Origin of the sequence: Lysobacter antibioticus (assembly GCF_001442535.1) — a bacterium.
GTDB classification, from domain to species: Bacteria; Pseudomonadota; Gammaproteobacteria; order Xanthomonadales; family Xanthomonadaceae; genus Lysobacter; species Lysobacter antibioticus.
Genome location: NZ_CP013141.1, coordinates 4,204,310 through 4,216,832 on the forward strand (window position 1 = coordinate 4,204,310; position 12,523 = coordinate 4,216,832).

The window sequence follows — 12,523 nt, forward strand, 5'->3', positions numbered from 1 at the left end:
AGGTAACCAAAGAAAAATGCTTTTCTTTGAATCACAGGCCCGCACGAGCGGTGCCTCCGCGGGGCTTTTTCATACGGGACATCCTTGTCCCGATGAAAAACGGCGCGCATCCCTGCGCGCCGCCCTCCGGGTCTTCCATTGCCTTCGCAAGTTCGACACGACGCACAGCAAAACCCGAAATACAAAAGCAAAAGCAAGGCCAGAGCAAAACTGGTCTAACGAACCCCACCTACCTTTCCCACCCCTCCACTCGCGCCCGCGCAATCGCCGGCGCGCCCTGCCCCGTCCAATCGCGATCGTTCGCCACCTGCGCCCGTGCGCGGCTCGCTTCGAGCGCGGCGAAATCCAGGTCGGCATAGGCCCAGCGCTGGCCCGCACGGGTCTGCGCCAGGACGCCATCGGCCGGCAGGCCCACGTCCATCGGCGCATAGATCGCCGCCTCGCCCGTGTTCGTGTCCAGGGCCGGGCTCCATAAGGCTTCGCCGGCCGTTACCGCTTGCGCGACGAAGCTGCGGTTCTCCAGGGCACGCGCCAGGCAGCCCACCCGCACACGGGTCGCACCGGCTTCGGTGTCGGTGCAACTCGGCGCCAACAACAGGCGTGCGCCGGCTTCGCATTGCGCGCGCACCGGCAGCGGAAACTCGATGTCGTAGCAGACCGCGATGCCGGCGCGCTGCATGCCGATCTCGAAGGTCTTGAGCGCATCGCCGGCTTCGATCACACCGGCCTGTTTCTCGAAGCCGGTCAGTTGCAGTTTGTCCTGCCATAAGCGCCCACCGTCGGGGGCGAAGGCGTCGCTGCGGTTGCGATACCGCCCCTGCCCCAGATCGAGCAGGAAGCTGCCGGCGATCACGTGCAGGCGCAGTTCGCGCGCGAGCAGGCCGAACAGGTCCAGCCAGGCCCGGCGATAGGCCTGGATCGCGACCAGAGAGGCATGCAGGTCGCCCTGGGTCGCCGCGCCGAAGCTCGCGCCGAGCTCCAGCGCCAGGTACTCCGGCAGCACCGCCACCTCGGCGCCGCTGGCGCGCGCTTCGCTGAGCCACTGGGCCTGCTTGTCGGCGAACTCGGCGAAGCTGCGCGGCGCGCCGATCGTGTATTTCGCGACCGCCACCCTCATTGCACGCGTTCCAGGGGGCGCAGCCAGAAGCTCAAGGTATGCGGGCATTCGCCGCGCCCGAGCTCCCGCCATGGCAGCGAGACCTGCAGCTCCGGGCGATGGACGTAGCCGCGTTTTCTCCAGAATTCCTCGTTACCGCGATGGAACGCCGGCTTGCGGCCGTCGGTGGCGTTGCGTTCGACCGCGCAGAACGCGGTCCAGCGGAATCCATCGAGCCCGCGCGCGTGCGCTTGGCGTTCGTCGAAGAAACGATGGCCGATGCCGCGCCCGCGGTACTCGGGCAGCAACACCGATTCGCCGCAGTAGAACACCTGCTCGACATCGATCGGACCGCCTTCGAAAGCGACGCGCAGCTCGGCGGTTTCGTCGGCCATCGGCAAGCCGGTCGAAGCGCCGACGATGCGACCGCCGTCGAAAGCCAGCACCGCGATGCTGCGCCAGGATTCGCGATAGGTCCGCAGGTAGTTCGCCTCGTAGGCGACATCGCCGTCGTAAAGATACGGCCAATCGCGGAACACCTGCATACGCAGGGCGGCGATGGCCCCCAGATAAGGCGTGATCTCGGCACCGCTGTAGGTGTGGATCTCGGGCATGGGAGTCTTCATGTGAGCATCTTAGTCAACGCGTGAACGGGCCGGCAGTGGCCGGGCCCTGGAGCGTCGATCCGTCGACGCGAACGGTTCCTGCGACTCCTCGGTCCCTCATCCCCGCGAACGTGAAGATCCAGAGACTTCAGCGCCATGTCGCTGTGAAGCCCTGGGTTCCCGCCTTCGCGGGAACGACGGTAGGAAGCAGCGCTACGACTCTTGAATCGTCAGCCCTGCAAAAGCGGGGATCCAGAGTCTCGACGCAAGCGTCCGTATTCCCTGTGCGATCGCAGTGTGCGCCAACCAAGGTTATCCCGATGGTAAAACGGCGCGGCGGCGGGCCTCCCTGCCCGTCGCCGCGCCGCATCGCTCGCTTACTCGCCGCGGTGAGGCGGCAGGTCCGGCGGGTTGCCCGCGGCCTGGGCCACCGGGGTACGCAGGGCTTCGGCCTTCGGCGGATCCGGCACGCGCTTGGGCGCCGAACCGCCGAGTTGGTACCAGTCGACCTTGCGCGTCACCATCATCAACACCGCCAGGATCAGGAACAGCAGGCCGGCGCCGAGCACCAAGGCGTTGTCTTCCGAGATCAGCAGGCCGTACAGCGCGCCGTAGAGCGTGGTCAACATGGCACCGAACCCCAGGGCGCGAACCAGACTGCGCAAGACTGCGCTCAGATAGAACACCAGCAGGCCGATGCAGGCCACGCTCGCGGCCAGATAGGCCAGGCCGAAGGCGAAGTGTTCGCTCAGGCTGACCAGCAGCAGGAAGAAGATCGCCAGGGCCAGGCCGACCAGGCCGTACTGGATCGGGTGGATGCGCAACTGCTTCATCAACTCGAACATGAAGAAACCGACGAAGGTCAGCAGCACGAACAACAGGCCGTACTTGGTCGCGCGATCGGCCTGCGAGTAGACGTTGACCGGATCCTTCAAGGTCACCTGCACCGCGTTGATGTCGCCGCCGGGCTCGTTGCCGATTTCGTCGTCGCCGGCCACCACCACCGTCGGCAGGATCGAACCGGCCAGGTACTGGCGCTGGGCATTGGTCGCCACCGACGAGACCTGCCATTCGGCGCGGAAGCCCTGGTCGCCGATGTCGTCCGAATGCGGCGGGAAGCTGCCGCCGTAGTTCGGATGCGGCCAGGTGGAGCTGAGGGCGAAGCGGTTGTTCTTGCCCAACGGCACCAGCGCCAGCGATTCGGTGCCGCCCAGGGCGAAGTCGAGATCGGTCTGCAAGCGCAACGAGCTGCCCGGCGCCGGCACCGCCAGGCGCGCATGGATGCCGCCGCCGTCGCGGGCGCCGAGGCCGTCCTCGATGGTGGTCTCGGCACCGTCCAGGCGCAGTTTCGGATTGCGCAGGCCGCGCACGTCGGCGAAGGCGTAGCTCAGCCAGGGACGGCCGATCACCCGGCGACGACCGGATTCGACCTGGTCCGCGCTCAGCACCGGGTCGGCCGGAATGGTCGCGGCGAAGTCGGCCTTGGCCTTGCCCTTCCATTCGTAGACACGAACCTGGTGCAGGCCGAGCTTACGCACCTTCGGGACGATCTCGCCTTCGACGTCGAGCTTGTTCGGGAAGAAGGTCCAGCGACCTTGCTCGCGGCGCTGGACGCGCTTGACCGTGCCGTCGAGGTCTTTCTCCGTCTCGACCCAGGAATCTTCGTACGGCACCACCAGGGCCGGCCCCGAGAACGCCTGCGCGCCGGCATAGCTGCGCGCGATGCGGGCCACCGCCTGGGCGCGGTAAGTCTGTCTCTCATCGATGACGCCGCCGATCATCAGCAGCGGAATCAGTATCGCCAGGGTCATCCCCAGCACCATCAGCATCTTCAACCACACACGCATGTCGTACTCCCTGTCCGCGACGTTGGACGGCAGGTTGCGCCGCCTGTGCGGGGGCGCGATGGCGTATGCGTGTGGCATCGGTGAAGCAATGGTGAAGCGCGGTTCCGGCGCCGCAGCGGACTCAGCCGCGCACGATCAGGCTGGCGCGGGCGCCGCCCTCTTCGCGGTTGACCAGCTCGGTCTCGCCGCCGTGCAAGGACGCCACCTCGGCGACGAAGCACAGGCCCAGGCCGCTGCTGCGGCTGCCGCCGGACGGACGCGGCAGCGAATAGAAACGTTCGAACACGCGGCTCAAGGCATAGTCGGGAATGCCGGGGCCGCGGTCGCTGATGTCGACGCGCTGGTACTCGCCTTCGCGTTGCAGGCGCAGCACGATCTCGCCGCCGCGCGGCGAGAAATCGGCGGCGTTATCGATCAGATTGATCAGCGCCTGGCGCAGCAGGAAGGCGTCGCCGCGCACCGGCGGCAGGTTCGGCTCCAGATCCAGCAGCAGCTTGGCGCCGGACCGGTCCAGGCGCTGGCTGCACTGTTCGAGCGCCTCGCGCACGATCGCCGCCAAGGCGACCGGCTCGGGCCGCTCCAGGCGCTGGCGGTGTTCGACCGCGGCCAGCGCCAGCAATTTGTCGATCATCTGCGCCAGGCGCTCGGCCTGGCCGCGGATGCTGGCGGCGAAACGGGCGCGGTCGGCATCCGGCATCGGCGCATCGCCGGGCGGCGATTCGAGCAGTTCGGCGCTGCCGCGGATCGCCGCGAGCGGGCTCTTCATCTCGTGGGTCAGGGTGTGCACGTATTGCTCGACGTACTGCTTGCCTTCCAGGCGCGTGCGCATCGTCTCCAGTGCACGGCCCAGCTCGCCGAACTCGCCGGCCGCGCGCGGCGGCGTGGCGCGATCGCCTGCGGTGACCGCATGCGCATAACGGCGCAGCAGGCCGATCTGGCGCGACAGCCACCACGACACGCCCAGGCCGATCGCCAGCGCCGCGCCCATCAGCACGAAGCCCCAGCGCGTCACCACGGTCTGGCTGCGGGCGATGAAGGGCGCGATGGCGCTGTTCGGCTTGGCCACCGTCAGCGAACCGATGACCTGGCCGTTGTCGGCGCGGATCGGCGCGGCCACGTGCATGATCGTGGTTTCCGGATGACCGGGGTCGGTCGCGCTGGAACGCGCGCCGTAGCGCCCCCGCAGGGTCAGATAAACGTCGTTCCAGCGCGAGTAGTCCTGGCCGACATCCTGGCCGCTGCTGTCGAACACGACGATGCCGCGCGCGTCGGTGATGTAGACGCGATAGTTCGCCGCGCGCTTGCGGAAGCCCCAGATCGCAGCGCCGACGTCGCGCTGGCCGAGCGCGCGCACGCGCTTGGCGAAATCGCCCTGGTTGATGCGGCCGGCGACGAAATCGTCGGTCGCCAGCTCGGCCAGCACGTTGGCGGTGTCGACCAGGGTGTCTTCCATGGCCTGGCGCACGCCCGGCTTGACCTCGGCGACGAACACCCGCGCCAGCAGCAGCGCGGCCACCGCCACGATCAGGAAATACCCCAGGAAGATCCGCAGGCCGATCCGCATCGGGGCGCCCGCTTACGAGGCTTCGAGCGAATAGCCCAGGCCGCGATGGGTGCGGATGGGGTCGCGGTCGGCGGCGACGTCGCGCAGCTTGGCGCGCAAGGTCTTGATATGGGTGTCGACGGTGCGGTCGCCGCTGTCGAGGGCGTCGCCCCAGACCCGGTCCATCAGCTGCGCACGCGACAACACCGCGCCCGGGCGCTGCAGCAGGGCCGCGAGCAGGCCGTATTCGTAGCGGGTCAGGTCCAGGGCCTGGCCGCGGTAGCGGATGCGTTTGCCTTCCAGGTCGTGGACGAAGCCGTCCTCGACCGCGGCCGTCTCGGCCGCGCCGGCGCGCGCGCGCCGCAGCACCACGCGCACGCGGGTGGCCAGCTCGCGCGGCGAGAACGGCTTGGTGACGTAGTCGTCGGCGCCGATTTCCAGGCCGAGGATGCGGTCGGCCTCGGCGTTCTGCGCGGTCAGGAAGATCACCGGCAGGTCGCGGCCGCGGCGCAGCTCGCGGCACAGGGCGAAGCCGCCGATGTCGGGCAGGCCGATATCGAGCACGGCCAGGTCGAAGGCCACGCGCGCGGCCTCGCGCAGGGCTTCGCCGCCGGTCAGGCAGTGCACCGCCTCGAAGCCTTCGGCGCGCAAGGCATAGAGCACGGTATCGGCAATGGCGGATTCGTCTTCGACGAGCAGGATGCGCATGGGGCCGGGAATCGGGAGTCGGGAATGGGGAATCGGTAACGCAGTAATGCCGCCCATGATGCCTTGCCGGGCCTCCGGTTGCCGCCCCGGAAAACGCCGCGACCGCTATGGCCCCATAATGCCCCCGGCGTCTTGCCCGTCGGCGCCATGTCCCTCGGCCCCCTATGCCGGCGCGTCTTCTCTCCGAATCCCCTCTCCCGAATCTCGAATCCCGGCCTCAATGAACTATCGCCACGCCTTCCATGCCGGCAATCACGCCGATGTGCTCAAGCACGTCGCCTTGCTGGCCCTGTGCGATGCCCTGACCGTCAAGCCCGCGCCGCTGTTCGCCCTGGACACCCATGCCGGGCGCGGCCTGTATCCGCTCGACGGCAATTCGGCGCTGCGCACCGGCGAAGCCGAGGGCGGTATCGGCCGCCTGCTGGCCGAGGCGCCGAAACAGGCCGCGATCAGCCGTTACCTGGCCGCGGTGCGCGCCTGCCGCAACGAGCACGGCCCCTCGGCCTATCCCGGCTCGCCCTGGCTGCTCGCGCATGCTTTGCGCGAGGACGACCGCATCGCCGCCTGCGAGCTGCAGCCGGAAGAAGCTAGCCAGTTGGAGCATCACTTCAAGGCCGATCCGCGCGTCGCAGTGCACGCGCGCGACGGCTACGCGGCGATGAAGGCCATGTTGCCGCCGAAGATCGGCGCGACCCGCTACAACCGCGGCCTGGTCCTGATCGACCCGCCCTACGAAGCCCAGCTCGAAGAATTCGATACCGCCCTGGGCGCCTTGCGCGACGCCCTCGCCCGCTGGCCGCAGGGCTGCTACGTGCTGTGGTACCCGATCAAGCGCCGCCGCGCCCTGCAGCCGTTCTACCGCCGCGCCGCCACCCTGCCGGCCAAGTCGATCCTGACCGCCGAACTGCTGGTGCGCGCCGACGACTCGCCGCTGCGCATGAACGGCAGCGGCCTGCTGCTGCTCAATCCGCCGTGGCAGTTCGACCAGACCCTGGGGGCCGCGCTGCCGGTGCTGGCACGCACGCTGGCCGAAACCGCGGATGCATCGGCGGCGGTGAGCTGGCTCAAGCAGGCCGACTGAGCCGTACCGAAGCATCGCGCAAGCTCCCTGCAATACCTCGCTGCAATGCAGCGAGACGCCGAGGCGCGCTGGCTTTCGATGACCACCTGCGATTGCATTCGCCGCATCGCCGCCCGCCGAGCGCGGGCCGCGAACGCTGGCCGGCAAACGCCGAAACCTCGGTAAAACCCGGCCGAATCGACGGCGGCGTCATTCGCCGTCGTGCCCGCCTGGCCGCGATTGGCCGCTTGCGACGCGCTTGGATCCCGGCGTATCACTCCCGGGCCCACTGAAGGGCGAATGGAGAGGGAGTTCGAATGTCCAGGAAGAAGATTTCGTTCCTTGCGATCTGCGCGTTCGCGTTCGGCATCGGCATGGCGTCGACCGCCGGCGCCGCCGGCTGCAACAACACCTGCCGGCTCGGCTGCGAGACCGCACTGACCAACTGCGAGAACAACGGCGGCACCCAGTGCTACGTGACCTACTCGCAGTGCTATCGCCGCTGCGGCTGCATCCTGCCCTGATCGATCACGGCACGACCGGGGAGAGTCCGCTCTCTCCGGTCTCCGGCCCTGGCAAGCGGCCTGCGAAGCAGCAAGACGACTGAGCCGCGGCGGCTCAGCCTTCGCCGTCCACCACGCCGTTGCGGGGTCGGCGCATCTCGACCAGGTCGAAGCCCGGCGCGAAACCGTCGCGCTGTTCGCACATCGCCCGGAAGCCATGGCGGGCGTAGAAGGCCCGGCTGTGCTGGGTGGTCTCGAGCACGCTCCAGGCGAACGCCGGCTCGGCATCGATGCGGCGCAGGCGCTCGCTCAACAGGCGCTCGCCGAGCCCGCGCCGATGCAGGTCGCGCCGGACCATGCCCCAACACAGCACCGCGATGCTGGCGTCGCCATCGCTGGCCGCATAACCGCCGCAGGCGACGATGCCCTCGCCTTCGAGCTCGATCACCCAATAGCCAACGATCTCGTCGTCGATTTCGTCGAGGGTCCGGATGAAATCGGCGCGTTCAAGCTCGGCGAAGTAATCCGGCACGTTGCTGTCGAACAAGGCCAGGCAGGCGGCGCGATCCTCGGCCCGATAACGGCGCAGGCTTGGCGCGCTCAATAGCAGTCCCAGTGATAGGACACGCGGCTGAAATCGGCGCGGGCGAGGTCGTCGGGGTCGATGAAGAAATTGGCGATGCCCGAATCGCCCCACATCAGCGCGTCGTCGCTGTCGAGCTGGAACAACAACAGGCGCCGGTCCGAGGACTCGCGCGGGTCGCTCTGGGTGAAGTCGGGGTAGCCGCCGAGCTTGTGCCCGGAACGCGACAGGTAATCGCTGAGCGCGTCCTGCAGGTCTTCCTCGGTCGCATCCGGATGCTCGCCGCGATAACGCTCGATCAACGGCTCGACCCCGCCTTCCAGCGCCTGCTCGAAATGCGCATCGTTGGCGCCGATGATCTCGTGGTCGGCGATGAAGCGCATACGCTGCGGTTTAGCCGGGTCGAACGGCAGCGAATCGGCCCCGGCCGTCGCCTTCGGCGGCGCGATCGCCGCGGCCGCCAGTTCCGGCCAATAGATCACCCGGAAGCCGGTCTGCTTGGCGAGCGCGTCCATGCGGCCCTGGCCGTGCGCGTCGTCGAGCGCAGCGCCGTAGTAATCGTCGCCGGAGATGAAGAACTGCAGCATGCCGCGCTCGGGGTAGCCGGGCATCTTCGGCACTTCGGCCAGATTGACCTGGGCCAGCAGGAACAAGGGCTGGCCCTTGCCATCGCGCGGATAGTCGCGCCCGGCCGCCCAATAGGCCTGGCCGCCGACCTTGCTGATCCCGGCGTCGTCGCGCGCCAATGCGCTCAACTCGATCCGCGCCACCGGCCGTTGCGTCTTGCGCAGCGCCTCGTCGGCCGGCGCGAGCACCGCCTTGGCCTGTGCGTCGTCGTCGGCCTTGGCGCAGCCCGGCGTTTGTGCGCCGCTGTCCGGCAGGCCGGCGTCGGCCCCAGTTTGCGCGGCGCCCTTTTCGATCTGGCCTTCGATATTGCGATACACGGCGTAGCCCACGCCGGCGGTCGCGGCGAGGCCCGCGACCACGATCGCCATCGACAACAACACCGCGGTTCCCGTCTTCATCGCCTGCCCGCCATCCCTCGGCTACGTCGCCTGCGCAGAGTATCGCCGAGAACGGTCAGGGCGAAGATCGCGGCCAAGAAAAAGCCGGAAGCGCGAACGCTTCCGGCTTGATCGTGGTGGTTGCGGCACGGCCTGGCGCCGTTGCCTCGGCTCAATCGCCGGACTTCGAATCCGGCTCGAAGAAGCTCCAGCGCACTTCCGGGAAGGCCTGCTTCATCGCCCGCTCGACCGTGTTGATCTGGTCGGTCAGGGCCGCCACGCTCTGCTCCTCGCGCATCTGCGCCTGCACCGAAACCATCACCTCGTTGCCGAGCTGCAGGGTGATCAGGCTGATCACGCGGGCGATTTCCGGGCGGCCGTCGAGGAACTCGCGGATCTGCAACTGACGCTGCGGATCGACGCTCTGGCCGATCAGCATCGCCTTGACCTCGATCGCCACGAACACCGCGACGATGATCAGCAACGCGCCGATGCTGATGGTGCCGATGGCGTCCCAGATCGGGTTGCCTGTGGCCACCGCCAGCAGCACCGCCGCCAACGCCAGCACCAGGCCCAACAAGGCGGCCAGATCTTCGCCGAAGATCACCACCAGTTCGGCCTGGCGGCTCTCGCGGAACCACTGCCACAACGAGCGCTGGCCACGGGCCTTGGCGACTTCCTGCAGACAGGCGCGCATCGATACCGCCTCGGCGACGATGCCGAAGGTCAGCACGCCGGCCGCCCACCACCACTGCTTGAGCGGTTCGGGGTGCTGCAGTTTGTGGATGCCCTCGTACAGCGAGAACATGCCGCCGACGGTGAACAACATCACCGCGACCAGGAACGACCAGAAATAGATGGCCTTGCCGTAGCCGAGCGGATAGTCCGGCGACGGCGGCCGCTTGGATTGTTTCAGGCCCAGGATCAACAGGCCCTGGTTGCCGCAGTCGGCCAGGGAGTGCACGGTCTCGGCCAGCATCGCGCTGGAACCGGTGAAGTACGCCGCCACGCCCTTGGATACCGCGATGGCGAAATTGGCACCAAGTGCGAACAGAATTGCGCGGGTCGAATCGCCACCACCGGCCATGACAACGTTGCTCCTTGAGGTTCAGCGGCGAAGTCTAGCATTGCCGATTAAGGCCGATACGCAGCCGCAACCGGCGCACCCAAGCCGCTGCGCCGCGGTTGGGGCCGGCCTCGTCGCCCTCGGCCGCGCCTGCGGCGACCGGGACGGGCCGCGGCCTCCCCGCCTTCGCGGGGCCGCCGCTTCAACGCGCGACCCCGGCGGTCGCGCGGCCCGGGTCAGAAGCGGTAGGTCACCGTGCCGGTGACATTGCGGCCGTTGCCGGTGAAGCAGTCGCCGAACGCCCGGCACGGTGCGTAGTACTGCTTGTCGGCCAGGTTGGTCAGGTTGAGCGTGAACGACCACTGCGGCAGATCGAAGGAGACCAACGCATCGGCCAGGGTATAGCCCGGCGTGCGCAGGCTGCCGTTGCCGCCGATCGACAGGGTCGAGCCGACGTGGCGCACGCCGGCGCCCAGGCGGATGCGGCCGCTGTCGCCCCAGTCGAACTGCTTCACGCCCCAGACCGAGGCGAGTTCCTTCGGCACGTCGGCGAGCTGGCGGTCGACCTCGGGGGCGAAGTTGCTGCGGGTCACTTCGGCTTCGTTGTAGCTGTAGCTCGCGGTGACGTAGAAATCGTTGGCCAGAGTGTGGGTGGCCTCGAGCTCGACGCCCCTGGAACTGACCTCGCCGGTCTGCACCGAATTGAGCACGTTTTCTGGGTCGTTGGTCTGGCGGTTCTTTTCGCGGATGTCGTACACCGCCAGGGTCACCAGGGTCTGCTCGCGCGGCTGCCATTTAACGCCCATCTCGTACTGGCGCCCTTGCTGCGGCTTGAACGGCTGGCTGAAGAAATCCAGGCTGCCGATCGGCAGGAACGACTCGCTGTAGCTCAGGTACGGCGAGAAGCCGCGGCCGGCATCGACGATCAAGCCGGCGCGGTAGCTGGTGGCGTAGTCCTCGATGCGCGGCTGATCGCCGACCTGGGTGCGGGCACGGTCGCGGCGCGCGCCGAGCACGGCGGTGACGCGCTCGCCCCAGCGGATCTGGTCCTGCACGTAGACACCGACCTGGGTCTGGTCCTGGCGCGGCTGCGGCGCAAGCCCGGGCAGCACGAAGTGGCCGTAAACCGGCGCATAGGCGTCGATCGGCGTGGTCGCGCCGAAGCCGGTCATCGCGGTCTGGCGGAAACGCAGGTAGTCGACACCGGCCAACACGGTATGGCGCAGCGCGCCGGTGGCGAAATCGATCTGGACGTTGTTGTCGGCCGTCAGCGTGTCGATGCGCGGGTTGTTGATGTAGGCCGAGCGCGGCAGCACCCGTCCTTCGGCATCGAGGAAGGGATTGCCCGGATTGGAGTAGACGTCCGGATAGATCTCGGTGAAATCGGTGCGTGATTTGGCGTAGCGCAGGCTGCTGTTGAAGCGCAGCGCATCGGAGAAGGCGTGCTCGAACAACACGGTGGCGCTGGCCTGGCGGCTGTCGAGGCGGTCGGCATCGGGCTCGCCGAGCAGGCGATGGTTCGGCAGGCGCCGGCCCGGCGCCGCGCGCAAAGTCGAAACCACCGGCAGGAACTGCTGGCTCGATCCGCTCTCGTCCTTCTGCAGCAGGCCCAGGAAGGCCAGCTGGGTCGCGTCGGAAATGCGCCAGGTCAAGGAAGGCGCCAGCACCAGGCGGTCGTCGGGCATGCGATCGGTCTGTTGCTGGGCGTCGCGCGCCACGCCGACGATGCGGCCGGCGACGGTGCCGGCCTCGTTAAGCGGGCCGGTCAGGTCGAACTGCAGCTGCCTGCGCTGGTTCGTGCCGTAGCTCAGGCCGACTTCGCCGGCGCGCTGGAACTGCGGGCGCTTGCTGACCAGGTTGAAGACGCCGCCGGAACCGCCGGCGCCGTACAGCATCGACGAGGGCCCGCGCAGCAGCTCGGCGCGTTCCATCGTGTAGACCTCCGGGCGCGGCACCAGGCTGGAACCGATCTGCCGGGTCATGCCGTCGAGGAAGGACACCGGCGAGAAGCCGCGCACCAGCGAGCCGTCGCTGCGCGTGTCCAGGCCGTAGGCCTCGCTGTAGGCGCCGGCCGAATAGCGCAGGGTCTCCTGCAGGTTCTGCACGCCGCGGTCGGCGGCCTGCTCGGCGGTGATCACGCTGATCGCCTGCGGGGTTTCGATCAGGCGCGTATCGGTCTTGGTCGCGGTGGTGGCGCGGTCGGCGACCACGACCACCGAGTCCAGGCGCTTGGCCTCGCGCTCGGCGGCGTCGGCGAAGGCCGTGCCCGCGGCCAGTGCGGTCAACGCGGCCAACAAGCCCCGGGCGAGACAGTGCGGACGAGGCGGAAGCGGGCGCAACGAATGCGAAAACGTCATCAGGGGTATTCCAAAGCTGGGCGAAGGGATCGGCGGCGCCCCGGCCGCCTGCGCACAGGCGCAACACGGCCGCAGACACGGGCGAGGCATCGTCCGGTCGGGCGGCGGCAGGCGGCATTTGGCTGAGCCCGGCGGCGCGGGCGTCTGGCTG

Annotated in this window: 10 protein-coding genes and 1 pseudogene; 2 read left to right on the plus strand and 9 right to left on the minus strand. The window is 68.4% G+C overall.

What is annotated here, in order from left to right; translation table 11 throughout:
- Nucleotides 1-229: 229 nt before the first annotated feature.
- The 5 genes and pseudogenes from GLA29479_RS17075 to creB form a co-directional block, all read right to left on the minus strand.
- Complete coding sequence (locus tag GLA29479_RS17075; protein WP_057918654.1) at nt 230-1,117, minus strand: carbon-nitrogen hydrolase family protein; 888 nt, start codon at nt 1,115-1,117, stop codon at nt 230-232.
- Nucleotides 1,114-1,722 carry a GNAT family N-acetyltransferase gene (locus GLA29479_RS17080; protein WP_057918655.1) on the minus strand — a complete coding sequence of 203 codons (609 nt, stop codon included), beginning with the start codon at nt 1,720-1,722 and terminating at the stop codon, nt 1,114-1,116. The genes GLA29479_RS17075 and GLA29479_RS17080 overlap by 4 nt, the downstream gene beginning before the upstream one ends.
- Before the next feature lie 461 nt (nt 1,723-2,183).
- Nucleotides 2,184-3,548: pseudogene (gene creD, locus GLA29479_RS17085) on the minus strand (cell envelope integrity protein CreD); the annotation flags it as partial.
- 121 nt (nt 3,549-3,669) lie between these two features.
- Nucleotides 3,670-5,112 (minus strand): two-component system sensor histidine kinase CreC, encoded by a 1,443-nt coding sequence (gene creC / locus GLA29479_RS17090; RefSeq protein WP_057972311.1) that lies wholly within the window; start codon nt 5,110-5,112, stop codon nt 3,670-3,672.
- 12 nt (nt 5,113-5,124) lie between these two features.
- Complete coding sequence (gene creB, locus GLA29479_RS17095) at nt 5,125-5,799, minus strand: two-component system response regulator CreB (protein WP_057972312.1); 675 nt, start codon at nt 5,797-5,799, stop codon at nt 5,125-5,127.
- A 220-nt stretch (nt 5,800-6,019) separates the two neighbouring features.
- On the opposite strand from creB, the gene GLA29479_RS17100 reads away from it, so the two are divergent.
- Entirely contained in the window at nt 6,020-6,880 is an 861-nt protein-coding gene (locus GLA29479_RS17100; RefSeq protein WP_057972313.1) for a 23S rRNA (adenine(2030)-N(6))-methyltransferase RlmJ, read from the plus strand.
- Nucleotides 6,881-7,176: 296 nt separating this feature from the next.
- Nucleotides 7,177-7,383, plus strand: coding sequence for a hypothetical protein (locus GLA29479_RS17105; RefSeq protein ID WP_031373318.1), 207 nt, complete (start codon nt 7,177-7,179; stop codon nt 7,381-7,383).
- A 94-nt stretch (nt 7,384-7,477) separates the two neighbouring features.
- On the opposite strand, the gene GLA29479_RS17110 is transcribed toward GLA29479_RS17105, so the two are convergent.
- The 4 genes from GLA29479_RS17110 to GLA29479_RS17125 all read right to left on the minus strand — a co-directional run bounded on the left by GLA29479_RS17110 (nt 7,478) and on the right by GLA29479_RS17125 (nt 12,309).
- The gene (locus tag GLA29479_RS17110; protein ID WP_211264997.1) at nt 7,478-7,966 is read right to left on the minus strand and encodes a GNAT family N-acetyltransferase; all 489 of its coding nucleotides are present in this window, start codon (nt 7,964-7,966) and stop codon (nt 7,478-7,480) included.
- Nucleotides 7,963-8,970 (minus strand): YwqG family protein, encoded by a 1,008-nt coding sequence (locus tag GLA29479_RS17115; protein WP_057972314.1) that lies wholly within the window; start codon nt 8,968-8,970, stop codon nt 7,963-7,965. Before GLA29479_RS17115 ends, GLA29479_RS17110 begins: the two co-directional genes overlap by 4 nt.
- Nucleotides 8,971-9,121: 151 nt before the next feature.
- Complete coding sequence (locus tag GLA29479_RS17120; RefSeq protein ID WP_057918660.1) at nt 9,122-10,036, minus strand: cation diffusion facilitator family transporter; 915 nt, start codon at nt 10,034-10,036, stop codon at nt 9,122-9,124.
- Nucleotides 10,037-10,251: 215 nt separating this feature from the next.
- Nucleotides 10,252-12,309, minus strand: a complete 2,058-nt coding sequence (locus GLA29479_RS17125) for a TonB-dependent siderophore receptor (protein ID WP_248842752.1) — start codon at nt 12,307-12,309, stop codon at nt 10,252-10,254.
- Nucleotides 12,310-12,523: the final 214 nt, after the last annotated feature.